This is a genomic window from Pseudarthrobacter sp. R1, from assembly GCF_024494415.1.
Classification (GTDB): Bacteria; Actinomycetota; Actinomycetes; order Actinomycetales; family Micrococcaceae; genus Arthrobacter.
In genome coordinates this window covers 477,073-501,784 of record NZ_JAMKFI010000007.1, presented here as the reverse complement: position 1 = coordinate 501,784, position 24,712 = coordinate 477,073, and the positions used below count along the sequence as shown (strand labels likewise).

Annotated in this window: 22 protein-coding genes and 1 pseudogene; 10 read left to right on the top strand and 13 right to left on the bottom strand. The window is 60.7% G+C overall.

The window, feature by feature from the left end:
- Nucleotides 1-415 precede the first annotated feature (415 nt).
- Nucleotides 416-736, top strand: coding sequence for a hypothetical protein (locus tag M8J71_RS10120; protein WP_256247772.1), 321 nt, complete (start codon nt 416-418; stop codon nt 734-736).
- Nucleotides 737-850: 114 nt separating this feature from the next.
- Here the strand turns inward: M8J71_RS10120 and M8J71_RS10115 are convergent, their stop codons facing one another.
- From M8J71_RS10115 to M8J71_RS10105, 3 genes are all read right to left on the bottom strand, one after another.
- Complete coding sequence (locus tag M8J71_RS10115; RefSeq protein ID WP_256247771.1) at nt 851-1,414, bottom strand: hypothetical protein; 564 nt, start codon at nt 1,412-1,414, stop codon at nt 851-853.
- The gene (locus tag M8J71_RS10110; protein WP_256247770.1) at nt 1,411-2,022 is read right to left on the bottom strand and encodes an RNA polymerase sigma factor; all 612 of its coding nucleotides are present in this window, start codon (nt 2,020-2,022) and stop codon (nt 1,411-1,413) included. Before M8J71_RS10110 ends, M8J71_RS10115 begins: the two co-directional genes overlap by 4 nt.
- A gap of 170 nt (nt 2,023-2,192) precedes the next feature.
- On the bottom strand, nt 2,193-2,411 hold the full coding sequence (locus tag M8J71_RS10105) for a hypothetical protein (RefSeq protein ID WP_256247769.1): 219 nt from the start codon (nt 2,409-2,411) through the stop codon (nt 2,193-2,195).
- Nucleotides 2,412-3,071: 660 nt separating this feature from the next.
- Between M8J71_RS10105 and M8J71_RS23620 the strand changes: the two are divergent.
- The 4 genes and pseudogenes from M8J71_RS23620 to M8J71_RS10090 form a co-directional block, all read left to right on the top strand.
- Nucleotides 3,072-3,383: pseudogene (locus tag M8J71_RS23620) on the top strand (site-specific integrase); the annotation flags it as partial.
- 51 nt (nt 3,384-3,434) lie between these two features.
- Entirely contained in the window at nt 3,435-4,220 is a 786-nt protein-coding gene (locus M8J71_RS10100) for a tyrosine-type recombinase/integrase (RefSeq protein WP_256247768.1), read from the top strand.
- A gap of 267 nt (nt 4,221-4,487) precedes the next feature.
- A complete protein-coding gene (locus tag M8J71_RS10095; protein ID WP_256247767.1) occupies nt 4,488-6,740 on the top strand; it encodes a tyrosine-type recombinase/integrase in 2,253 nt (750 codons plus the stop codon).
- Complete coding sequence (locus M8J71_RS10090) at nt 6,727-7,350, top strand: DUF6262 family protein (protein ID WP_256247766.1); 624 nt, start codon at nt 6,727-6,729, stop codon at nt 7,348-7,350. Before M8J71_RS10095 ends, M8J71_RS10090 begins: the two co-directional genes overlap by 14 nt.
- 529 nt (nt 7,351-7,879) lie before the next feature.
- Here the strand turns inward: M8J71_RS10090 and M8J71_RS10085 are convergent.
- The 3 genes from M8J71_RS10085 to M8J71_RS10075 form a co-directional block, all read right to left on the bottom strand.
- On the bottom strand, nt 7,880-8,134 hold the full coding sequence (locus M8J71_RS10085) for a hypothetical protein (RefSeq protein WP_256247765.1): 255 nt from the start codon (nt 8,132-8,134) through the stop codon (nt 7,880-7,882).
- A gap of 396 nt (nt 8,135-8,530) precedes the next feature.
- Nucleotides 8,531-8,713: a hypothetical protein gene (locus M8J71_RS10080; protein ID WP_256247764.1), complete on the bottom strand. Its 183-nt coding sequence runs from the start codon at nt 8,711-8,713 to the stop codon at nt 8,531-8,533.
- A gap of 91 nt (nt 8,714-8,804) precedes the next feature.
- Entirely contained in the window at nt 8,805-9,092 is a 288-nt protein-coding gene (locus M8J71_RS10075) for a hypothetical protein (RefSeq protein ID WP_256247763.1), read from the bottom strand.
- A gap of 873 nt (nt 9,093-9,965) precedes the next feature.
- Here M8J71_RS10075 and M8J71_RS10070 point away from each other — a divergent pair.
- The 4 genes from M8J71_RS10070 to M8J71_RS10055 all read left to right on the top strand — a co-directional run bounded on the left by M8J71_RS10070 (nt 9,966) and on the right by M8J71_RS10055 (nt 14,572).
- Nucleotides 9,966-10,214 carry a hypothetical protein gene (locus M8J71_RS10070; RefSeq protein WP_256247762.1) on the top strand — a complete coding sequence of 83 codons (249 nt, stop codon included), beginning with the start codon at nt 9,966-9,968 and terminating at the stop codon, nt 10,212-10,214.
- 619 nt (nt 10,215-10,833) lie between these two features.
- Nucleotides 10,834-12,513 (top strand): Mu transposase C-terminal domain-containing protein, encoded by a 1,680-nt coding sequence (locus M8J71_RS10065; RefSeq protein WP_256247761.1) that lies wholly within the window; start codon nt 10,834-10,836, stop codon nt 12,511-12,513.
- Nucleotides 12,507-13,427: a TniB family NTP-binding protein gene (locus M8J71_RS10060; protein ID WP_256247760.1), complete on the top strand. Its 921-nt coding sequence runs from the start codon at nt 12,507-12,509 to the stop codon at nt 13,425-13,427. The genes M8J71_RS10065 and M8J71_RS10060 overlap by 7 nt, the downstream gene beginning before the upstream one ends.
- Nucleotides 13,424-14,572: a TniQ family protein gene (locus tag M8J71_RS10055; RefSeq protein WP_256247759.1), complete on the top strand. Its 1,149-nt coding sequence runs from the start codon at nt 13,424-13,426 to the stop codon at nt 14,570-14,572. Before M8J71_RS10060 ends, M8J71_RS10055 begins: the two co-directional genes overlap by 4 nt.
- Here the strand turns inward: M8J71_RS10055 and M8J71_RS10050 are convergent.
- The 7 genes from M8J71_RS10050 to M8J71_RS23615 all read right to left on the bottom strand — a co-directional run bounded on the left by M8J71_RS10050 (nt 14,502) and on the right by M8J71_RS23615 (nt 23,826).
- Complete coding sequence (locus M8J71_RS10050) at nt 14,502-15,104, bottom strand: recombinase family protein (RefSeq protein ID WP_256247758.1); 603 nt, start codon at nt 15,102-15,104, stop codon at nt 14,502-14,504. The two genes, M8J71_RS10055 and M8J71_RS10050, sit on opposite strands and share 71 nt — an antisense overlap.
- 262 nt (nt 15,105-15,366) lie before the next feature.
- The gene (locus M8J71_RS10045; protein WP_256247757.1) at nt 15,367-15,615 is read right to left on the bottom strand and encodes a hypothetical protein; all 249 of its coding nucleotides are present in this window, start codon (nt 15,613-15,615) and stop codon (nt 15,367-15,369) included.
- A gap of 56 nt (nt 15,616-15,671) precedes the next feature.
- The gene (locus M8J71_RS10040; protein WP_256247756.1) at nt 15,672-19,553 is read right to left on the bottom strand and encodes an RHS repeat domain-containing protein; all 3,882 of its coding nucleotides are present in this window, start codon (nt 19,551-19,553) and stop codon (nt 15,672-15,674) included.
- Nucleotides 19,554-20,948: 1,395 nt separating this feature from the next.
- Nucleotides 20,949-22,043, bottom strand: a complete 1,095-nt coding sequence (locus M8J71_RS10035) for a S1 family peptidase (protein ID WP_256247755.1) — start codon at nt 22,041-22,043, stop codon at nt 20,949-20,951.
- 455 nt (nt 22,044-22,498) lie between these two features.
- A complete protein-coding gene (locus M8J71_RS10030) occupies nt 22,499-22,663 on the bottom strand; it encodes a hypothetical protein (protein ID WP_256247754.1) in 165 nt (54 codons plus the stop codon).
- A 124-nt stretch (nt 22,664-22,787) separates the two neighbouring features.
- Nucleotides 22,788-22,952 (bottom strand): hypothetical protein, encoded by a 165-nt coding sequence (locus tag M8J71_RS10025; protein ID WP_256247753.1) that lies wholly within the window; start codon nt 22,950-22,952, stop codon nt 22,788-22,790.
- 577 nt (nt 22,953-23,529) lie between these two features.
- Complete coding sequence (locus tag M8J71_RS23615; protein ID WP_374114830.1) at nt 23,530-23,826, bottom strand: DUF4190 domain-containing protein; 297 nt, start codon at nt 23,824-23,826, stop codon at nt 23,530-23,532.
- A 240-nt stretch (nt 23,827-24,066) separates the two neighbouring features.
- On the opposite strand from M8J71_RS23615, the gene M8J71_RS10020 reads away from it, so the two are divergent.
- On the top strand, nt 24,067-24,711 hold the full coding sequence (locus tag M8J71_RS10020) for a biotin transporter BioY (protein WP_256247752.1): 645 nt from the start codon (nt 24,067-24,069) through the stop codon (nt 24,709-24,711).
- The last annotated feature ends 1 nt before the right edge of the window (nt 24,712 follow it).

Below are 24,712 nucleotides of genomic sequence, written 5' to 3'. Positions count from 1 at the left end.
TCTGTCGCACAAACGGAGCAGGACAAGCATCGGAAACCACGCTGCAGACTGGCCCGATGGACAGTTCGCCGGCGTCAGGGACCGGCGCGTTCTCCGTGGGGCACTTCGGATGCTCTCGGCAGTCTCTACCGAGGTGGCATGGGTTCAGCCCAAGATGTCGGCACTTCAGCATCCTCTCAGGCTGTCAGAAGACTGTATCGAGCACAGCCGGAGGGGCCGTTCCTGGTTCCTCCGCAACTCGTGACACACACCCACGGTGGCCAACGGCATGCCCCAGAGTCGTAAAGGTGCTCGTCTCGAAACGCTAGGGTTTCGAGGCACAGAGGTTATGAGACAAGCCAGGCTGGACCAAGCGCAGGGCGAGCCGCCCCCCCCTAGAGTTAGGCGTAAGGGCTGTTAGCTTCCAGGGGGTTTCATGCGGAAACAGACATTTACTCCACTACTGGTGGTTCTGCTGGCCGCTTGTGTGCCGGCTTCGCCAGCAGACTACCCCCGCGCCGCCTCTGCCGACGACCGCTGGAGCATCGGTGTTAGTTTTCCCGTTTTTGAATCAATGGATTCCTGCGAGGACGATCCAAGCGTAGAAAGTGCCGTAATGAGCGCCGACATGCCTGCTTCCCGCCTCGGTATACGCCTGGACGCAGGATCATCGGAGATCGATGCACTGCGGGTTGCGGAGTGCGTGGATCAAGCGTTAACCAGCGGGGAAATCACGATCTTTTCCCCCGGCACCTGACACACTCCCGCTCGTTGGTCGCGGCGCAGAGACTTCGAGACATCTAGATGGGGAACCTTCTTCGGGGACGGAAAGGTTCGGGGATCCGTGCTCGGTGCTAGGAAGAATCGACTATCAGGGCCGGGGTGCCTCGTCGGCCTTCAGAGCCAGTCCGAGCGAAGCACAAACGTCTTTGTCGCCGGGGATTACGGCGGCACGGCCGTCCTTGAGGACGCACACGGCCAGTGGGGTCGGTACTGGATAAGAGAAGCTGCGGTCATAGAGGCTTGGATGTGCCATGCCGTTGGGGCTCTCCGGGTCGAGCGAGTGTTGAGCCCATATGTCCCGGCACGCAGCCAACGCGTCCTCGATGGGAATCGGGTTGCGTTGCGTTGATTGTTCACCAATCCTGGTACCTTCGCCCAGAACGACTGTCGTCCCGGGGAACTGACTGCCGTTCAGTTCCGGGCGTGCGAAGCAGGCGATTGAGCTCTTATCAGTGACTGGCATCTGCAGCGCTACGGCCGCTCCGCTTACTGCCACGGCGACCACGACGCCGGCAAGCAGAATTCGTTTGCCTTTAGTGTTTTGGAAGTGGCGGTTTTCCGGGGTTCCGTCTTGGGCGACGTTAGTGAGGAGCTGTTCGATGGCCTTGCTGCGTTCGGCGTTGAAGCGCGGTGGATTAGGTGTGTCGTTCATGGTGTGCCCTCTTCAGGGGTGAGCGGATTGGCCGGCAATAGCCCGGTTTGTGGATTCAGCAGCTGCGACAGTTTCTGTTTGGCGCGCGAGAGCCGCGACTTCACGGTGCCAGGCGGGATGCCTAGCAGCTCGCTTACTTCGGTAGTACTCATCTCTTCGAGAACGCAGAGGGCGATGATTTCCTGGTCTTTCCGCCCGAGCGAACGGTAGGCGCGGTGCAGGAGCTGTGAGCGCCGGTCTCGGTCGACGGCGTCTGCCACGGAGTCGCCGTGATCCGGTGCCGTCTCCACACGCGGTAGCTTCCGGATAAGTTGCTCATACCGCAGATTGGATCTGATGCGGTTCCTGGCCACGTTGGTGGCGGTGACCAGCAGCCAGCCGATGATCGAATCGTTGACCAGCCTGACACTTGCTCTGCAGCGCCAAGCCTCAAGGAACACCATCGCCGTGATGTCTTCTGCCTCATGGGAAGTTCTTACGAGGCGCAGGCCGTGACCAAAGACCCGGTCGCGGTGGAGAACAAAGAGTTCAGCGAAAGCGGAACCATCACCATCCAAGACCCGCGACCATAGATCGCTGTCCTTATCTGCGTTCCCCTGGTTCCCCATACCCATAAGTGTCCGGCAACCCCTAAACGGTTCCATTAGAAATGAGGAAAACTTTCGAGGGCCTCCTGTCCAATCGCAGAAGTCGTGTCTTCTGAGATTGGGCAGGGCCCCGTAGTGGAAGGTTCTCGGGGACCTTTATAGGTCGGTCACGGAGGCCTGGTCTGACGAGACTAGCGAGTTTCGCTGTCCCTTGTGTTCGACCGAGCGCGCCCACGCAATCGAAATATTTCCGTCACAACCATCGCAAGTGCCAGAACGAGGAATAGCACCCCTAGGACCCAGTCCATATCCACGAACGCCCAAGCCGAACCAACAAGGAAAAAGAACGCCAAGCCGAAGGCGACAAAGGCTATCCACTTCTGCTGCTTTTCGTTCGGAAAGACGCTCATGCTAGCTCTCCTGACCTGACACTTCGCCATAGATACGGCCACGATACCCGTGCATTGCCAGAACTATCTGTAGAAGCCTGTTCACAAAACAAGGTGGCTGTTGAGAGACGAGAGCATCTCGATCGGCGTTGTTGGTTCACTTCACAGCAGGAGCCTCTTCAGGAAGGCCGACGGGTCCCATCATGGACACCGCTCAGCGATCACGTGAGGCGCCCTCTTGATCTTCAAGCATGCTGCTCCGGGCGCGCAATTTAACGATTGCAATTGTCAGCACGAATGCGGCAAGCAGACCACTCAGCGTAAACCTCCACGGCCCTGGACTGCCTCCGAAAAGGATAATTCCAGCAATCACCAAGAGGCCTGCGACTTGATACCAAGATGCTTCGCTCAACCTCCGCATAATAATTCCCTAACTTCCTCTAGGACCATCTGTACGCTTTTGGCCGGGTCAAACCCAGGGGCTCTGGACCCTGCATGGGGCGAGACTACGCCCGTAAATTAATGATGGCCATGGCCGGCACCGTACCGATGGTTATCTAGCCGCTACGGATCCAGTCAGGCACTGTCAGTGCCTGATCGGTAACGGCGTGGCTGACAATCTATCTTTGCTGCTGTCAGTAGATTGTGACTGTGGCTTCTGCGGCGGCGTATTCGCTCGCTATGGCGTCTGTGAACGGCGATGACACCTATGTGATCGTCGATGAGACAGACGCGCTCCATGTCGCATCCTCCTGGCTGCGGTTTCTCACGGATACGGGCAGGTCGCCTCACACCGTGAGGAACTATGGAAGCCGGGTCGCGAAATACCTCTCCTGGACGGCGAAGACCGCAGACTGGCGCTCGGTTAGTGTCTCCCACCTTGCTATGTGGCGAAACGTTGTTGGCTCGGAAATCATCCGCAGCGCGGACGGTGTTGGGCGCCGCCGAACAAGCCGGACGGTTGAGCTTTGGATGATTCCTCTGCGTTCGTTCTATTGGTGGGCCGATTCGATGGACCTACTCCGGACTGATGTCGTAGCCCGGATGACTAAGCTGAAGTACTTTCCGCCGGGGACGGCAGCGGGAGGTGAACATGGAGCCCACCGCCGCGTCCTGACGGATGCGCTGAAGCCACACCGGACACTGAGGCAAACAGCCCAGGAATTGGAATGGATCGACGACCCTGGTGCCCGGCGAAGGCTGGAAACTCTGGACCTGACGGCCCGCGACCGGTTCCTGATCGACCTTCTCTATTACACGGGTATCCGTGTCGGAGAGGCGCTCTCCCTCTTCTCAGGCGACATCCACTTCGGCGGCGGATCCCCTGAGCTGGGGTGCCGGACCGTGGACCCTCACTTCCATGTCGTCATGGGCCATACCACCGAGAACGGGGCCCGCTCCAAGGGCGCGGAACGCACGCTCCACGTGACCCCGCTGCTGGTCGAGCGCTACGTCGATTACGTGCTGGAACGCTCAGCCGTTCTCGGGCGGGACGATCATTCAAAGCATGTCTTCGTGAACTTGTACGACAGGGAAAACGACTACCTCGGGCGGGCCATGACTTACTCCAATGCCTACGACCTCGTGAAGCGCGTGGGGAACAAAATCGGCATCCCCCTCACGCGCCCCCATATGCTCCGTCACACCTTCGCCACCCGACTCGTGCGCGGCATCGACTGCGACCGGCAGGACCTAGACGTCGTCCAGTATCTGCTGGGACACCGAAACATTGAATCAACCCGGATCTATACGCACGGGCTTGAACCGGCAGCCAAGGCTGCCCTGGCCGCACTTGTCCCACGGGCCATCGAATTGAGCCCCACAGAATGACCGTCACAGCATTCCCTGCCGGGACACGCGATGAGGACTCGGAGGTTACGTGGAGCCTTCCTCGGCCGTCAGATCGCCAAGAACTGGAGACCGTCCGAGTTCGACGCCGAATCGCTCGTTTTCCTTCCCACCATCGACACGAGGGATACAAGGCTCACGGTATGCAGCAAGACCGGCTGCACGGTCCTGATGCCGGAGGCCGGGCTGTGTCCCGGGTGCAGGAGTTCCTGGCGGAAATCCAGTGCGGCATTGGCCTTCGAGGATTGGTTGGCCCAACCCAAGCCGGCCAAGGTCCCGTCGGCTTCGGGATGCATCGTTGAAGGGTGCCGCCGGGTCCATCTCGCGCTCGGGCTTTGCGACTTCCACCGCAATGCGTTCCTGCGGGCAAAGACTGCGGGGCTGACGGTATCGACACCGACGGAATGGATCTCGGTCACCGAGCCGGTCCTTCTGAACAGGGAGAAACGCTGTTCAGCGGGATGCGGGCACGACGCCACGTCGAGCGAGGGACTGTGCTCGAAGCACACGCGGCTTTATCTGAGCTGGGCCAGCAGGCAACCAGCGGTTTCCAGGTCGCTTGTCGAGGACTGGGTCGCAAGGGAATACGAGCCCGAGATCATCATTGATGGCATCCCGACAACCTATGCGACCCGCGTTGCAGTCCCGTTTGCCTTGCTTCCGGAGCCGGTTCGCTCGGAGCTCTTGTACGCGGTCCAGGCCCGGGACCTCGCCGGAATCTCACGCTTCGATCCGCTGCCGTTGCGAATGGTGTATTTGGACCTGCGCCGCCGCGGAGTGACCAGCGCCGTCGGCTTGACGTCGCTGGGGCAGTCAAAAGGTCACAAGCAGCTTCGGTTCCTCAGAGAAGACCTCCAGCGCCGGATCGACCAGGCACACCGCGACTGGTCCGGGCTGGACCCCCGCGACGACCGCGTCCTCTACTTCGCCGACCTCGCTTTGCGGGAATCCCAGCAAAGCTTCGGGCATAACGCGAAGATCGACCTGCGGGGCATCAGCCAGAGCTGGTTAGCCCAGTCCGTGGCCGCCTGGGCAAGACACGGCGGCCCCCACAACGTCCCCACGCTCTACTCCGCACAACACGCCTGGAGCCTGATAGACGAAATCCTTACCCTCCGCGGCACGCCACCGACCGCGCTGGGAGTTGCGGACATGGATGCCGTGATCAAGGCCGTGCGGGAAAGATGGCCGAGACAGCACCCGCAGGCCAAGGTCATTCGAATGATCAGCCAGGTCATCGCCTTCGGCCGCCGTGACGCCTCGGTATCCCGTTTTTGGAAGGACGTCCCCGCCCAGTTCGCCGTTGAAGAGGCCCGTCACGCCGCGGCGGGGAAGCGGTCCCGGTCCGCGGCGAACGTGGACGAGCCCTTCCGCTACACACCGGCCCCCATCATCGACTGGATCATGGACCACATCCAGCTCATTGACCGCGGCAACCCGTACACCACCGCGGAGGCCAGGGTCATGATTTACCTGCAGGAGCGGTGCGGGCGCCGCACCAGCGAGACCGTGCGCTTGAAGGAAGACTGCATCTCCTATGACCACAGCGGGGCCCCTTACCTGAACTGGACCCAGGCCAAGCCCCCTTGGCAGCCCGGGCCAAGGCTCCCCATCCACCAGGAAACCCACGACATGATCCGCGAGTGGCAGCAGATCAAAGCCGACCACGGCGTTGTTTCCCAATGGCTGTTCCCGACGTTCAAAGGCACGCGGGACCATCACCGGGCCGATGCCTTCCTCAACCACCGTCTACGCGATTTCCTGAGGCTTCTCGCCGCGCAGGCACCGTTCACCTCCCCGGTCGAGGGAGCGGAAGGCAACCTTGTCTACTTCGACCTCACCCAAATTGATCCGTATTCGTTCAGGCACTCCTTCGCTCAACGACTCGCTGACGCCGTCGACGAAAACGGAATCTCAACCACACCGCCTGATGTCCTGCGTGAACTGATGGGGCACAAGACCCACGGCACCACGATGGCTTACTACGAGGTAACCGCAAAGCGCCGGAAGAAGGCGATGGCCTCGCTGCCGGCACGCCGGCTGGACATCAACGGCACAGTCGTTCCCTTCAACCGGGAACGTGAGGGCTTCGGCAAGATCGCCCTAACCGTGGGAACATGCACCGAACCCCAGAACGTAGCCGCCAACGGCCACTTCTGCAGCGTCGATTACGCCTGCGAGGCATGCCCCTTCTTTCTCGTTGACCCCTTGGAACGGGACGCAATGGAAGCCAAACGGCTCCATCTGAAGGTCAAATACGAACGCGCCCGCGCCATTCAGACCCGCCAGCACGTACTGGACTACCTGCTCAAACGGATCGACGACTGCTCCTCCCTCATCGGAGCCATAGACTCCTACATCGCGTCCCTTCAACCCGCCGAACGCCAGAAGATTGAAGAAGCCCTGGCAGCCATGGCCGACATCCGCGCCAGGGCGTCCCTGCCGCGCAGGATCGACCTGCGCGGAATCCTGCAGGAAGGCGTCTCCGGTGCCGGGCAGTAGCGGGCAGGCGCTCCGGGAGCACAGGCAGGCGATGTCCGGGCAGAAGAAACAAGCCGTCGACCAGGGTCTGCTGGCCTTGGCCGGACGAGGGGCGGCGATCACCATCTCGTCCGTGGCCAGGGAAGCAGGCGTATCCCGGGAGTTCATCCACAGCCACCCCGAACTGCACACCGCCGTCAAGAAAGCAGCCCACAAAGTCAGGGAAGCGCGGAATCGCGACCAGGTCCTAACAGCAGCCGCCTCCGCCCGGGGCGCAGCAGCGGACCGCTTGACCTTTGTCGCTGAGATTCAACGCCTGCGGGGACGGGTGAAGGAACAACAGAAATGCATCGACGAACTATGCACCCAGCGGCGCCGATGGCTCGGTGCGCAGTTCCCCGACGCTGACCGCGTCGACCCAGCAGTCCACGCGGAACTGCGTTCCGCCAACGAACGGCTCATGTCCGAAAAGGCGGGGCTCACCAACACCATTAACGATCTTCGACGGACCATCAACGCCCTCAAACACGACCTCGCGGCCGCCCGCGAAGCCTTGGCCCAGGAGCTTGCAGAACCGGACCGGACAACGCTGACGCTAACGGCACGACCCAGCAGGGTTAGCCGCAATTAGCGTCTCAGGGTCTCGCTTCAGGCTCGTTCAAGGCACGTGAATGTTTGGGGCGCTCGGAAGAGGATCCGCTTGTGAGGCGTTGCTCGTGACACTTAAGCGGCGCGCAAACGCGGCCATTAAGGGTTACGAGACGGTTTGCTGGCTCCAGTCGGGGGACCTTCACTGAGTGATAAATCGGGCAGGTCATACGGGCTCCCTGATACCAGCCCTCATCCGAGACGAGAATCCGAGGGTTGCGCCCTTCCATCGACCGGCTAACGGGACGGCTTCGAGACTGGACCCTTGCGGGATGCTGTGAGCGACGGAATACGAGCCAAATCCAGAAACACCTTATTGCTGCTCTTCTGCTGGCGGTCATCGTGGTTGCCGTAATTGTCGCTTGGGCAAGTTTCGGTGACCGCCCAGGCCCCATGAGCTCTACGGTGATCAATCAGTCGGGAGAATAAGCCGAATGTTTGGGTCCAGACCTCTAGAAGGCTGCCCAGGCTCCACATACGAAGTTGTTTTCAAAGGCTTCGAGCTCGGTCGGTCAGTCCGGCTGGAAGCTCAGTGAGTTTGCCCCGCCCTTCCAAATAAGTGTGCCTTGGCTGAATGTCATCTCGATAGGTCGCTTCAGGAAATCCATTACCCACAAGTGCTGCTCGCCAGCATTAGCATCAGTACAGCCGGATGCGCCTGTCGCGATGTCCTTGGCTGTGAGCGTGTTCCCCGTGATTGTCGCCAGCCCACTCAAGGGTGCGCATTCGGTATCTACCCCGATCATCAGTTGTCCGTCGACGGACATAAGGGAAGCTTTAACACTGCCCGATGTCGCCCACGGTAAATCCTCGTCATTGGCTGTCCCGGACACGCTGGTGTACTCCGTGCATGGTGCCGCTGGCAAGAATGCAGCGCATGTTTCCTGTGGCTGGGCGGTGGGCTCTGAGGAAGCGGAGCTAAGAGAATCTGACGCGGGTTCCACAGCTCCCGGTCCGCCCGGCATTGTGTCACCGCCGCAGGAAGTTAGTAGCACAGTGAGAAATAGCGAGGAAACTAAGCATTGCCACAACCGAATGCGCTGCACTGTGTGCTCCTTTATGGCGGACGCTGATCGGAGCATATAGGTCTCCCGCGAGTTTCCATAGGCGTTGGTTGGGTGGTGAGTGCCCGGAAGGGTCCATTGGCGGGCGGCGATGCGCTCCTATCGCAAGATACCCAGCATCCAGAAGATCAGTAACCCTACGACGACGACGGCCATGCCGGCTCCGATCGCCCCGGACAGGGCCCGCCGGTCCAATGTGTCAGCATCCTCGCGGAGAACTGTGTATGTGTAGGTCATGGCGATTGAGAAGGCCAAGAACAGAAACGGGAAGTCGAATCTCATCGGGTCCTCCTTCATCACCGTGCTTCGTCAGCCCTTTTCCTAAATTGTCTACCTCGAACAACTGTCCTAGTAGAGGTTCGCTGATCGACGGCTACAGGTGAACCCTCCGCGCCCAGCTCGGCCAGGCGTCCGGTCGAGTGTCGAGGTCGATGCCTTGCAGACGAATCAAGCAAACCTCATCTGGGAGTCGTGTTACCGCCCAGAGGCTGTGGGAGCGGCCTTGAGAATGCACAGGAATCCATCCGAGCACTTCATCGAGGTCCGCGCCCGAAAGCTCCCACTCCTCTTTCGAGCCGTCTTCGGCCCAGAAGTAGACGCGGTACTTCGGATCGTCGACCTGCAAGGTTTGACCCCGTGGATCGATGAGTTCTGCTCTCATCCAACGACCGTACCTCTTGCACCAGAGCGGGCGGTTTGGGCATCCGCTCTCAGTGCCCTCCGGCAGACCGAGTAGGAGACCGGTAAGGGTTCCCTCGCGGGTAGGTCGATGCTGACTTATCCCCTTCATTGACGTTGTCGGCTTATTCGTGGAGTGTTTGCTCCATGAGTCGGGGGATGCGAATCGCATTGTCACTGATAGTTTCCGTGTTAGTGCTCGCAGGAGTTCTTACCGGCGTGAGGTTATGGAGCGTCCATCAACAGACGTCGGACTGGGTCCTTTCACCAAAGGAAGTTCCTTCCAAAGTGCAATTCGCTGGACGTGAATATAACTGTGGTCCCGATCCGAGGCCCGCCGAGCACGACACGAAGGAGCTGACCTCCCAAGGTAGGACAGCAGGAGGGGCCGAAATATTTGCGCAGCCACCTTCTACGGAAGCCAGAGTCTTCATCGTCGTACAAACCAGTGAGAAGGTTTTCGGCTGCGGCCTGATGGGTGGGCCTTAGCCAGCCTGCCGAAATGTCTCGTTCCCTAGGGTTCCTCTTCGTTACAAGCCAGCACTGTTATAGGCATCTGCAGTGCCGTAGGCTCCAGTCATAGTCTTCTCCTCGCTCGGGAGAACCAGGCGAGTTTTGCATGATGGGAAAGACCTATGGGACTAGGGAGTGTTTTCATCGTCGTTGGGGTCGTGTGGTTAGTCTTTCGGAAGTGGATCGCCGCACGGCAATATCAAATCTCACTGGAAATGCTCCGCCGGGAGCCGGTCCAGGACGATGATCGGATCCGCGCCTTAGAACGCATAGGAACCATGTTTAGCGGGCTCTTGATCCTCGCCGGTGCCGCGCTGATCGTTCTACACCTGATTTTTCAAAAATGAACCAGAATATTGAGCCGAGCAGCCTGTTACTGGCAATCGCAGGGCTGTTTCTACTTCTCAGTGGACTGGGCCTTTATCTCCTCCGGAACGTCATGGCCCGAACAGGCGAATCAGCATGGTCGGGCTTGCCGGAGAAGTCGAAATTCAAGACACTGCAGGCGCAACGAAAAGGCAGCATAATTGCTGCATGCCTCGTGGGCGGAGCAGGCGTCGCGCTTCTGCTGTTCGCTGCTATCGCACCCTAGCCAACCCTGATCGCACCGTTCAGGGTTCCCAATCTGGGAGTCTCAAAACCTTTGCGCCTCAAAACCCTAGCGTTTCAAGACACTCGACAGGAGCATGCAGGGGGTGTGCCTCGGGACGCGCATCCTAAGTAAGGGCTGACAATGCCTGACACATCCAAAAGGCCAAATGGTTCATCCCTGCCGTCCCACAGCTTCTCTGGGACTAGATAACGACTGGGTCCTGTCTCGAAGGTGTCCCGTTAGCCGGTCGATGGAAGGGCGCAACCCCTCGGATTCTCGTCTCGGTGAGGGCTCGTGTCGGGGAGCCCGTATGACCCGCCCGATTTATCACTCAGTGAAGGTCCCCTGACTGGAGCCAGCAAACCGTCTCGTAACCCTTGGGAAACGAGACGTCTCAACAAGTGCAGAGGCGTTTGACCTGCACCGTTGCAGATTTTCTGCAGAATTTGTCATTGTTCGAAGTCCCCTGCACAGATTTCGTTGAGGGCGCGGAGATTGTGCAGCCGACTGTGGGCACTGACCGTTCGAACACGTCTGCACAACGAGCCATTCGCGGCGCACCGCTCTGGGCTAAGTTTTTTCGTATGGGTGCCCGGGGCACTGCTCCAGCGGTGACGACATGACCGACAACGGCGTGCCGATCATTGAGCATGGTCTCTTGGCCTTGTCTGAAGCGGAATGGGGTCTCGCAGTCCGCAACGCTGCCTTGATTGCTCCTCTGGCCCGGCAGGATGTGGTTGGCGGCAGGGCTGCCGCCGATGCTGCAACGCAGCTGGGTGTCTCCGTCCGGCAGGTTTACGTTCTTGTTGAACGGTTCAGACGCGGTTCCGGCAACGTGACGGACCTCCTACCAGGACAGTCGGATGGCGGACGCGGCAGCGGGCGGCTGGTCAAACCTGTCGAAGACGTGGTCCAGGACTTGATCCGCACCCGTTACTTGAAGCGGCAGAAGCTTTCCCTGGCGGCCCTTCACCGCGACGTCGTCCAGGCTTGTTTCGTTAGAGGGCTGGCCGCACCGTCCCGGAGCACAGTCGCTCGCCGAATAGCAGCTCTGCATCCCGCCGGCGTTACCCGACGGAGGGAAGGCACAGATGCGGCCCGTCCTCTGCAGGCAGCGGGCGGATCTCCTCCGGCCGTTAATGCCCCGTTGGAACAGGTGCAGATCGATCACACTGTGATTGACCTGATCGTGGTGGACGAGCACGACCGGCAACCCGTGGGACGGCCGTATTTGACAGTGGCGATAGATGTGTTTAGCCGATGCCTGGTCGGGATGGTGCTGACGTTGGAGCCGCCTTCAGCGGTTTCGGTGGGACTTTGCCTCACGCACGCTTGCTGCGACAAGCGACCGTGGCTGGAAAGCCATCGGATCGAGGCTGACTGGCCGATGAGCGGCAAGCCCCGGCAGCTCTACGTCGACAACGCCGCGGAGTTCAAAAGCGAGGCCTTAAAGCGGGGCTGTGAGCAGCACGCCATCAAACTCGCTTACCGCCCGCTGGGAAGGCCGCACTACGGCGGAATCGTGGAACGAGTCATCGGCACGGCCATGACCATGATCCATGAACTGCCTGGAACGACCTTTTCCAACACGGCTCAACGCGGTTCCTACAATGCCGAAAAGATGGCGTCATTGACCCTGCGGGAACTGGAACGCTGGCTGATCCTTGGAGTCGCCGGATATCACGGCAGCGTCCACAGCGGTCTACACCAGACGCCCGCGATCCGATGGTCCAAAGGGATCGCTGCAGCTCCTACTGCTCCATCGGTGGTAACAAACTCCACTGCGTTCCTGGTGGACTTTCTTCCCGTCATCCGAAGGACACTGACACGGACAGGATTCGTGATCGACCACGTTCATTACTTCGCCAATGCACTCAAGCCATGGATTGCCCGGCGCGAAAAGCTGGGAAAGTTCATCATCCGCCGGGACCCACGCGATATCAGTCGCGTCTGGGTTCTGGACCCGGAAGGACATCACTACGTCGAGGTGCCTTACCGCACCATGTCCCATCCTGCGGTCACACTCTGGGAGCATCGTCGAGCTCTGGAGCGACTTCGACGCGACGGAAGAGCCGACGTCGACGAGGGGGACCTTTTCCGCGCGATCTCCCTAAGGCGCGAGATCGCCCAATCCGCGCAGAAGACCACTCGGAAGACTCGGAGGGAGAACGAACGTCGCGGACACCTGGCTGCCGCAGCCGCGGTCCCGACGGCACTAGAGCCGCCAGAATCACCATCGGCCAATACTGACGCGAACCGGCCGGACATCATGCCGTTTGAAGAGATCGAGGAATGGTAGCCGTGGACGAAGAACATCCGGTGCAGGATCTTGGCCATCTTCAGGCCAGTGCCCAGGCAGCAGCCCGGTCGTCGGATGCCGAGCGGATCACACGGATCCGCTCCGACCGGTGGATTGGCTACCCCCGCGCCCAAGCCACCTTGGCTAGGCTGGAGACTTTCTACGATTGGCCGACGAAGCAGCGGATGCCCAATCTTCTGTTGGTCGGGCCGACCAACAACGGAAAATCCATGATCATCGAGAAGTTCCGACGCCAGCATCCGCCCGTATCCGAGCCCGATCGCGAGCACATTCCAGTTCTCATCATCCAAATGCCCTCAGACCCATCAGTCGGCCGCTTTTACGCTGCCCTCCTCGACGCGACAGGCGCTCCACCGCGGCCCAGGCAGCGGCTGGCCGACCAGGAACAGCTCGCATTGTCCGTCCTGCGGAGCGTTGGTGTGCGGATGCTTGTCATTGACGAGCTGCATAACGTGCTTTCGGGAAGGGACAGCAGCAGGCGGGAATTCCTTAACCTCCTGCGGTTCCTCGGTAACGAGCTCCGGATGCCCCTTATCGGTGTCGGAACCCGGGACGCTTACTTGGCGATCCGTTCCGATGACCAGCTGGAGAACCGCTTCGAGCCAATCGCCCTCCCCCGCTGGAAGGAAGACGCCGACACCCTGTCACTGCTCGCCAGCTTTGCTTCCTCTTTTCCACTCCGCAAATGTTCAACGATCGCCACCGCCGAGATGGCAAGCTACCTGCTCGCACGCAGCGAAGGAACCATAGGTGAACTTACGCTGCTGCTGACAGAAGCAGCGGTCGCCGCCGTGGACAGCGGCGAGGAAGCAATCAACCACCGTAGCCTGAGCCTGGCCGCCTACGCCGGCCCGAGCGAACGCCGCCGCCTCTTTGAACGCGAGCTGGCATGACGCCACCGACACGGTGGCCACAGCACCCCCGGCCGCTGGAAGGTGAGGCTTTGTCATCCTGGTTGGCGCGTCTGGCGGGTTGCTACTCCATGAGCCTCCGATGTCTTCTCGATTGGGCAATGGAGGGCATCGATGTCAATGAAGATGATCTTGACCTCGGCCCTTCGCCGGCGTTGCTGCGGACACTGACTCAACGGACGGGAGTCCCTCCGGAAACACTCAGCCGCATGAGCCTGATCGGCTGGACCCCTTGGTTGACAGACTCCCTCGAAGCCGAGCTGGCCGCGTTCGATACGTACGTCAACCAGTTCTCCGTCATGCTCGCCCCGGGACGTCGGCCGCCGAGGACCGTGGCGGACTGGCGGGCATGGATCCCCAGCAATCCGTTGACCAGGGCATGTCCCGGATGCCTCGAGGACCCGTCGCGGCAAGGACTGCTTCTGGTTTGGAAACTACCGCTGCTGCTCAGCTGCCCTGAACACGGCTTCCTTCTGGAACCATGTATCGGCGCCCGCGGAAACTTCGTCATTCTGACGACTTCGGATCCGCAGTGCGGAAGTATCAGCGCGCCTGTCCGTGCCATGGAAAGGCTCACGTGGCAGGCGCTCACCCACGGCTGTGTGGAGCTGCCGCGCCGTACCGTACATGCGGGAACCTGGTTCCGGTTGTTGCGGACCATCATTGACGAGCTGAGCGGACCATTGTCCGAGTGGGGTAACCGGTCTGCCGACCTTAAGCGACTTTGGGGCGAGTGCAACCTGCCCCTGCGTGGAGGACTCACCAGGTGGCAACCCTTCGAAGATGTGCCTTGGGAGCACCAGGCAAACCTCCTCATGGGGGCAGCCCAAGCCGTCGACGCCCTGACGTCAGGCCAAATGGCCGGCCGGGGCACGTCCGCGCACCTCTTCCTTCCAGAACCAGAAGGCCCTGTCGATGACGGTACTCCACCCAGAACAACGGCCCTGCGGGACGCCGTGGCGAAACTGAACAGGATCACCACGGCCGCGCTCGGCAACCCCAAAACAGCGCAGGCACTCTACGATCTCGCCGCGAAAGCCATACGGGACAGACCCCTTATAGACCTTCGGCCGTCAGGCTTTCCGGTGGCCGGGGTGGAAGGTGACGGTACAGGCTCGTGCGGGTGATGCCGGTTGCCTTCACAATTTCGGAGATGGAAAGCCCCTCTTGGTCACGAAGGTGCGCGGCGTAGGCCAGTTTCGCTGGGTCGATCACACTGGGCCGCCCGGTTCGTTTTCCCTTGCTCGTTGCCACTGCCCGTGCATGGGCTGCGCGTTCGACGGCGTATGTCCGTTCCATTTGTCCGAAGAGCGCGAGCATCACCACTGCCAGTTGCGACATGGGGTCATCCGGATTAGCGGAGTCAATCCGAATCGGATCGGCCAGATTCCGCACCCCAACGCCCCGGGCGGCCAGGTCGTGGATGAGGTTCAAGGTGTCCCGGACGGTCCTGCCCAATCGGTCCAACGTGTGCACCACGACGACATCGCCCTCCCGGGCCTGGTCGAGTGCTTCCTGAAGACCCGGGCGGTTGGTGGTGGAGCCGGATCGCTTGTCCACGTAAATGTATTTATCCGGAATGCCTTCGGACCGCAGCGCCTCGATCTGCCTGTCGAGATCTTGTTTCGCGGTCGAGACGCGCGCGTACCCAATATCCATGCATCAAATGTACCGAGCTTTGCTTTGTACGGTTCTGGCGGGACGTTATGGGGAGCATAGTTCTGGGACGAAATCCTGAGGCGTGCCGCGTCTTTTTCAAGTGTCCGGCGAAGGCGTCCCACTTCCAAGGAAGTGGGACACCGGTGGTAGCTCTGCCTGTGTACTTCGCAGTCGCAATGATCTCTACCGAAAGGCCAGTGCTGGTGACGCATTTTCAGACGCCGGGAGGGTTGGCAGCGCTACTGAGAGCAATTTGCGCCATTCAATCTGCGCTCACATCCTGTCCCTCCGCCTGCGGATACTCCTGCGGAAGCCTCTTGAGCTGCCTAAGGCTGATAACTAGGGTCACCAAGCCTACGACAACAATGCCTATGGAAATCCCGATATGGTCAGCTGTTGGCTGCTGAAGCAGGAGGATGGGCATCCCGATCATTACAACCACCACGATCGCAATCTGAATCGTCCAATAAATCCGTGAACGTCTCTCCTGAGGATGGATCCAGGGCTTCACGTCTTCGCCTTTCAGATCAGTTGAGTTGATGAGTCGTCTTGAAGCGGCATGTTGCTTTAGAAAGCCGATACTACGCGCCCCACGTCGCTAAGCCATTGAAGGTAGTTAATGCCCCCGCCTACTTGATCTTCGGCTTGAGATGAGCCTGTTAGGGAATCAGCGAGATAACCGCCCGCTACATTCCCAAGACAACCCGCCCCAAGAGCTCCCACCACGCCCCAGCCACCCGTGACGGCTCCGATTCCGATACTTATAGCTGCATTGGTAACAGCCCCCCTGGCACAGTCATCAGCAGCTTCACCCCAGCTGTACAGTCCCGAAGGATCGGTCCTATTGATGGGGTTGCATTGTGCATAGGCGTAGCGGTTGGCTTCTTGCATTGATGGATCGGGTTGGGTGAAGCGGCCGCGGGCTGGGTGGTAGTAGCGGGCGCCGAATTTGATGCGGTTGCTGGTGGTGTCGTTGTAGCCGCCGGCGTAGGTCCAGGGGTTGGTGGCTGCTTTGGTTCCGGTGGTGCCGGTGTCATTTCCCCACGAGTCGTACGCGTAGGTGGCGGCTTTGGCTTGGGCACTGTCGGTAAGCAGGATGGTCGAGCCGAGGGCATCGGTGGTGTAGTAGAAGCTCGCCCCGGAAGCGTCGCGCATGCTGATGAGGTTACCGTCCGAATCCCGGATGAACGAGGCCGTCCCGCTGGTCCTGGTGAGTTGGGTAATGCCCAGGGAGCCGTTGAGGAACGAGGTTGAGCCGGCGGTGAGGCGCTCGGTGTTGCTTGTTCCGGTGTAGGTGTAGTTCGTAACAGTGGAGCCGTTCGTACCGGACGTGAATTGGTCGAACACGTTGTACGTCAGGTTCGTGGCGGAGCCACCATCGGTGAAGTTGCCGTTCGCATCATATGAATACTTGGTGGCTCCGGTAGGCGGCGCCGCGCAGTTCCCGGAGGTACTGCCGTACCAGCAGAGCTGGTCCGCGGCGTTGTAGGCGGCGTGAACGGTGGCGGCCCCGGTTTTGGCCTCAGTGAGCCGGTTGCCGTTTGCGTCGTAGGTCCAGGATTCGGTGACCCCGCCGGTGACTGCGGAGGTCAGCCGCTTCACGGCGTCGTAGCCGTAGGTCGTTACTGCCCCGGTCTCGGTGGTCATGGTCTTCCGCAGCGAGCCGTCGCGGACGGGTGCGGTGCCGTTGGTGGTGTAGGTGTAGGCGCGTTTGGCCAGGACGGCCGCGGCAGTGTTGGTGGCAGTGATGGACGTGACCCTGCCGGCCTTGTCGTAGACCGTGGTGTTTTTCACGCCGTTCGGATACATGGTTCCGGTCCGCCGGTTGTTGTCGTCGTAGCTGAAGCCGGTGCATTTAGTGCTGTTCGGGAAGGCCGGGGCCGCGGGGCAGGAACCGCCGGGTTCAGCCAGGGCGGTCAGCCGGTCCCCGTTGTCGTAGCGGTACCCCACGGTACCGGTCGGATCAGTGAAGCTGGTGACGTTCGAGGCCGGATCGTAGGTCAGGGACGTGGTCACCCCGCCGATCGTCTTGGCTGTTGGCCGGTTCTGGACGTCGAAGGCGTAGGTGGTGGTCCCGGAACCATCCACCCGGGTCTTGAGGTTGCCGTTGGGATCGTACGTGTAGGTGACACAGGTGGCCGGGACGCAGCTGGCGCCGAAACGGGTTTGGGTGAGCCGGTCGTTGCCGTCGTAAACGTAGGTGGCGGTCTGGCCCTTACCGTCGGTGCTGGTTGCAACCCGGCCGGCAGCGTCAAAGGCCCGGGTCGTCGTTCCCAACGGCGCGGGCGGAGTGATCGTGGCCGGGTATCGGGCGGTGTTGTAGGTGATGGAGGTGGTGTTGCCTTTCCCATCGATGATCTTGCAGAGCTGGCCGCGCAGGGCCCCGCAGGTGGTGCCCGCGGCGTCACCCTCGTACCGGTTGACCTTGGTGCCACCGCCGGCCGCGCCGCCGGGGGTGATGCTTTGGTACTGCCGGGCCAGCACAGTGTCATAGGTGGAGGTGGTGACCTGGCCTTCGCTGTCGGTGGAAGAGGTCGGCTGGAACTCAAGCCACGCCTCCCCGGCAGTAGCGGCGGGGTAGGTGTAGGAGACCTGCTTGCCGGTCCCGCCGGCCGCACCGGCCGGGGACGTCATATTCTTCAGCGTGTTGTTCGGGTTGTACGTCGCGGTGCTCAGGTTGCCCAGATCATCGAGACGGCTCAGGCGGTTGTCGTGGGCGTCAAACGTATCCGTGGTGACGTTGCCGAGCGGGTCCGTCATGGAGGTGACCTGCCGCGCGGCGTTGAACTTGTACGCCGTTACCCGCCCGGCGGTGTCGGTCAGCGTAGAGGTGGTCGCGTCGACGGCTTTTAGGATATGCGTGGTGGAGGCGGCGGGGACGGAGCTGTCGAACCCGAGACCGCCGATCAGCAGTGCCCCGGTGCTGGCGGTGGTGACACTGCCGACGGTGATTCTGGTGGCCTGATAGGTGGTGTCCACAGCGGTGGCCACGGCGCTGTCCAGCGGGGTGGTGTTGTTCACCCCGGTGTAGGCGGTGATGCCGCCGCCCCACTTCCTGGCCGTGCTCAAAGTCCAGGTGTAGTTCGCCGGGTCGGAGGAACCGACGACCCGGTAGTAGGCGAAGAGGCGTGAACCGCCGGACTCGGAGCTGTTGATGGACAGGGCGTTGACGATCGCGGTCCAGCCCGCCGGTACGGCGACCGTGGGATTCCTGTCCGCGGTAAACGAGGCGACCAGAACGTCGCCGGCCGCCCGGCCTGCCGGTGCGGGCAGGGAGACCGTGGTGGACGCAGTTTCGGTGGTGTTGAACCCGGTGCTGAAGCTGCGCATCGCGATCCCGGACGTGCCGGCAGGCTTGAGGGCGGTGCGCCAGGCGCCCAGGGCTTTATCGTTGCTGAGGTTCCAGGTCGTGGGGCCGGTGACGCCGGCGGCGGCCGATGCATAGATGATCTTGGCGGCTTTGCCGTTCGCATCGTAGGACAGCTCGTTTCTCGTACCCAGACCGTCCCTGACCAGCACCAATTTTCCGTTGGCGTATTCCAGGCGGGTGGCCGTCCCGGCGGCGTCGGTGATGTCCTGCATCCTGCCGTCGTCGCTGTACTCGATCCTGATGATCCGGTTCAGGCTCTGGTCGGTGATCTTGTCCGGCTGGGCGGTGTTGTCACTGTCGTTGTACTCGAACAGGACCTGGCGGCCGTTGACCATCGTGATCGTCAACAGCCGCCCATAGGTGTCATAGGCGTAGGCGATCCGGTCCGCGGCGTTGCTGTAGTGATCCCCGGCGAACGCGAGCCGGAACACCCCGTTGACCTTCTCGTAGTAGTTGGTGTGGCCGGTGTCGTTAAACCGCAGCGTCACCGCGGTGGCGCTGAAAGCGGTGATCGTAGCGTTCAGCCCCGGCGGCATCGTCCAGCCCGAGGGGGTCTTCGGCACGAACTTGTACGTTCCCCCGTCCGCCGCGGTGTAGGTCACGGAGTTATCGGCCCCGACGGTCACGGCCGTCTCGGAGGTCCCTTCCGAGAGGGTGGGGCGGTCATCGTTGACGCTGTTGTACCGCCAGGACAGGTCAAGGTCCCGGTCCGTGCCCTCCAAATGCAGCAACTTGCCGGTGACCAGGAAGTTCCCCGTTGTCGGGTTCCAGCTCTGCTTGATGGTGTCGGTCAGGTTGCGGCTTACCATGCCGGCCGCGGACCGGTCCCCGGCCAGATGGCCGTTGGGGCCGGTGGCAGGTGCCAGCCCGTTATCAACCAGCGGCAGGCTCATCGCAACGCCAAGATTCGCGGGAACAGCAGATGCCGGCTCAAGAGTCGCGGGGGCAAGGGTGAATGCCGTCGCGCTGGGCGGCCGGGTCGCTGCGGGTGTCGGTGCCGCGCCGGCCGGGACAGCGAGCCCGGCCAGCACCACGGCGGAAAGAATGAGACCTGACAAAAGAGACCGTGCTGCAGCCATGCTGCGCCCCCAATATGTGTGCTCCCCAGTGAGCCGCTTCGCGCCCCCCAGTGAGCACACGATGATCATCAGCCCTTGCCGACGGATTAGGCAAGCAATTGGAGTAAGATGTTTTTCCAAACCCGGCAGCAAATGTCGGCGGCAGCCCCGTCTTCTTGCGTTCCCTGTGACAAGCCAAGGAGCGCCGAACGCCCGGCGCGAAGAGGCCACGATCGGCAGGCAATGGGCAAAAAGCCGGGAAACAAGCGGTGGTGGTTGCGGTCCAGCTCCATTGCTGCGCTGCTTCATACTCTAGTTCGGTGTTCTCCCAAGACGGTGACCTGTGAAGCGCTCTACAGTTTTGTCAACAAGGAGACCCAGACGGTGCCAGGGCTGGAGAAACTATCCGGATGCGCCTCTGGCCGTTCCTCCCAAACAGCCCTCTGATACCGAGTCTTGGCGGCCAGTGAAAATGCGCCAGAGACCACGATATTCTCGTAAGAAAGGCTTGCCGCCCCCGACCAAAAGCCCTGACGGCAGCATTTCAACCACTCCTCGTGTAATTCCAGCCCAGGCAGGTAATCCCAGTTGAGACTGGGATTACCGCTAATGTGGGGTGAATTCAGGTTGACATTCTCATTTGATCCCCTAAAGGTGTAACTCACGGGCAAACGACCTCGGAAAGCAACCAGGATCAGCATCCGCGGAGAGTGCCCCTCAGAGGTGTCCCGGTTCCAAGGAACTGGGACACCGCCGTTCTCGTGCTTTGCTTTGCTGTCGAAGACCTTCTTGGTGGGATATACGATTATCTCGACACCCGCCCTGAGCAGCCAAACCTGACACAATTCGTGTCGGCCTGTCGAAAGGAGACGGGACGGCCGCGAGCGACAGGGAGCCGCTGTCTCGCTTCCACGTAAAGGCAGAGAGACAGGGGCTTTATTGTGTACGAGAATTCCCAGCGCTGCCTGAATGGCGCGGCGGAAACTCTAGCTGGTCAGCCTGCTTGAGCCGCGGATTTCTCGACCGCTGATCGGGCTGGGCATCTGGATATAGGTCTGAACAGTAACCAGTTCCTGAGTGCAAGGCTCTGAGGCGGGGGTCCCGTAGACGGTAATGGTTATCGAGTACTCATCTTCGCGGACCGAAGAAAAAGCCGGGTAGCTGCAGCCGACGTTCTGAGTCACGAGATACACCCTCTGGGTGGCCTGGTCAGCTCTATCCAAGGTCCAGGGAATCTCGGGTTGTGACTTGTCAACCGGGGGATCAGCGATCGGCATACCCTGCGAGAAGTCCGGAAGGTCGGGTACATGAGCCCCGCCGCCCCCGGGGACATCCTGGCGGCAGGAGCTGAGGGTAGCCGCGAGGCATACTGCCACGGCTGCAATACCGTAGCATATGCCTCGCGACACCGGGTGGTTAATACCGGGCAACAGCGACCCCCAGGGTGTTTACTACCCTGTTGATGTGGGTGAAGTAAACGGACGTCCCGGAGGCGGTCCCGCCGCTGATGATGCCTGCCATGCTCGCTGAACTCCCGCCATTGTTGACAACCGTGGGGCCGCCGCTGTCGCCGGACTGAACCAGCCGGTAGGCCGCATTGGCTCGATCTTGCCCGCAGACAGTGTTCCCGTCGGTGTAGTTGACGCAGATGTCTACGAGGTCGACTGTACCGCCGCATACGAAGCCGGTGAAAGACCCTCCCGTGCATACAGACGTGCCGTGACCCACGGCCGCCTGTCCCGCGATGGGCAGCGAAGAGGTTGATGATGTCCAGATGCTGGGCGCGTAGGAACTGCCGGAAATCATCGCCGCGTCGATGGCGCCACCACCGTAGTGCGACGCATAGGTGTTGCCCATGCTGCCCGATACGTAAACCCGCCCGTCAGCCGGGTCACGGTAGCCCTGATACCAGTGCGCGCCATTCGGGCCGCAGTGACCGGCAGTTGCCATCACACGGCTTCCACCACTGGTGTAAACGCCGCCGGCAGTACACTGCGTAACGTAGTTGGACCCGCCCGAGGAGTACGTGCGAACGATCCTGGCACCGCCGTAATACGGCGTGCTGTCAATCAGGGGCGGACTCGCCGTAGCGGCCATCAGGGATGGGGACTGCTCTGCTCCTGGCTTTCCCTTTGAGGGCACAGTCTCTATAGCAACCGGCCCGTCAACTTTGGTCCTCTTCACCATGTCTTCGATCGGTTCTTCATTCGTTACACGCACCGGAAGGGGAAGGGCCTTCTGAAGGGCGGCGCGTTCACGGCCCGTCGGTTCAGTTATTCCAACCTGGATCGAGCCTTCCTGCACATCCCAGAGGACTAGGCGTTCCGAGAACCCATTTGCCGTCGCTGCCTCCTTGATGAGTGGAGCAATCGCCTCGGAAGTGACTGCCTCTCGCGTATTGCCGGAGGCTGGTGAAGGCGCTGGTGCAGCCATCACCGGGCTGACCGTTGCGAGCGTCAAAAACGACGCGCCAAGAAGACCTAGAAGCTTACGTTTTATCAATGAGACCATCCTTCATCAGTGCTTGTGATGCAATCTGTGGATGGCTGGTAAAGAGTCGGCTGTGAACCCCCGTACCAGCCTTGGCGGTACGGACACAGCAAGAAATACCCCCAATGGGCATGACAGTAATGCACGCTTCTGAAAGGGACAATAGGTTTATCTCATCGATTGACAAAGTGAGACTTCATCGACAATGAGCCCTGACCTTGCGCGGGTTGAAGACCGCTGGTTATTTCCGGAGGGCTTCCACGTGACGTTACCGTCAAAGAAGAATGTGGGCACGAGTAGTAAGTGAGAAATCGACATATATCAATGGACACTCGCCAGCTCGGAGTTGTGCAGGCGACTCCGGATAGTCCGTGCAGACGACTTCGAAAAATGACAGGAATTCTGGACATGCCATGGTATGGGCAATTCTCATAACTATGTCTCGAAACAAACTGGTCGAATCCGCGTAGCAACTGTTAGTTATGAGACACCGAAAACATGCCAACCCAGGAGGGAACAATCCCGGACTGCAGCTGGGTGGGCGCATCGGGATTAGGGACCTCGGCCACAAAATCTCCAAAGCGGATGTAGAACTCTTCCACACGGTGATCGGGCACGTGGACGGTAACAGGAATAATCACTCGGACTCCAAGGGGGTTGTGACTGAGGTTTACGCTTTTTATAGACGCTGTTCGAGGATTGCAGGCGATTTTTGTCGAGGATGGCGGTCGGGCACGCCTTACGACCTTCAGTGTTGCGCGCGGACTAGCCGGTGAGTGCGGCGATATCCCCGAATTCCACTTTCACCGGACACCCAGCTGCCTCTGAATACCTGCGCTCAAGGCTGGCGACGTCCGAAGTGGCCCCGACTAATTCATCCAGCGTGACGGTCAGGTGCGACGCGTCAGGCGACACCGAGGTGATGTTCACGGCAGGGTCCGAGGCCAACAGCTCGCTGGCAAATTGGTTGAGTTTCCCTGGAGAACAAGCGGTTGGCTGCACTGAAATGTCTGCTCTTGGGAACTGGGCCAGTAGGTCCCGTAGCTTCGTGCCCACCGGGCCGTGCCAATGGACGATAATTCGGTTCCCCTCGATCACTTCGACTGAGGCGAACTGTGCATCCCCTGCCAGCTCCCGGCTCAGCGTGCTGGCCGTATAAGAGGTTGCTCCGTCCGCCGGCCCAACTTCGGGGCTGACCAGTGAACTAGCAGGAGGTTGCATTGGTGTCGGCTGATAAGTGGACGGCTGCGCGGCTTCACCGCCCGGACCCCCAGACCCCGTTCCGACGCAGGACGTAGCGAAAAGAGAAAGACTGAGTAGGACAACCGTTAGGGGCCAAATCAACTTTGAACCTTCATTTCGCACGGCCACACCTCATGCTATTGATCAATCTGTAATGGAACTACCCACCGCTGGGCCATTCGGGAACCATCCACGCGACATACTCCAGCGTTTTTCCGGGAGGCAAAGCATCATGTCGTTTGTGGCGGCTCCGTAGCCCTCCGGGTTACTGCGAAAACTGTTGGACCGCGGTCGGTATGAACCCTAGGGTGCTAACCAGTGCCAGTGTGGCTATGCCGTACCCAACTGCGAGGGCAGCGATCGCCAGGCCTTTGCCTCGCTCGCCTCTGAGTTGGATTTGATTCAGGGCAACGTGTCCGGCGCCCACTGCAAAAACAGCAAGAACCGCAACTCCAAAAACCCAAAACCCCGATGCTGCTATGACCGCACAAACAATTGCCGCAAGGGCCAGTTTGTTCAGTCGACCGATAGATGAACGGGTCGGCTCTGTAGGTGTGCTCATGTGGTCCCCCAAGCTAGAAATGAGATTGAGTCTAGCTGTGCACAGTCTCTAGGATGAGCAGGACGTGAGCCGGTCGGGACGTCGAGCACTTAGCTGCGGGTCCTTTTCGAAGCCTCGTTGTGCCCAGCCATCAGCGCCGGGTGCCGGGTTTAGTAGACCCCCTACAAAATAGAGGCAGTCGCACCGCAGTAACGTCGGCAGTACATTAGATTCCGCTTGTACAACCCCGACAGGACTGCCATGAGCAACACCGACACTGCCGTCAAAAACACCTTGAACACCGGGCGCCGCCGCTGGAACGCCACCGACCTTGGGCTGATCGCCGTCTTCGCCGCCCTCGTTGCCGGCGCAGCGCTGGTGCCCGGACTGGCCGTCAACGGCTTCGGCGTGCCCATTACCTTCCAGACCCTTGCAGTGATGCTCACCGGCCTGGTGCTGGGCCCGGGAAGGGGCTTCGCCGCCGTCGGACTCTACGTCCTGCTGGGCCTCGCGGGCCTGCCCATCTTCAGCCAGGGCCGCAGCGGGCTGGGCATCCTTGCCGGCCCCTCCGCCGGCTACATCATCGCCTTCCCCATCGCCGCGGGCGTCGTGGGATGGCTGGCCACGGTGGTCATCCGCCGGACCACCAAAGCCCGGGCCCTGTTGCTGTTCCTGTCCGCAACCGTCACCAGTGTTGTGTTCGTGCACTCACTCGGCGTCGCGGGCATCGCCCTGAACACCAAGGCAACCCTCGAACAGGCCTTCCTGAGCGACGTCGTCTTCTACCCCGGAGACATCATCAAGAACATCCTGGCAGCAGTCATCGCCGTCGCACTCCATCGCGCCTTCCCGGACATCCTGGTGCGCCGCGTCCGGCGGAGCATCACCGAGCCTGCGAACGCCTAAG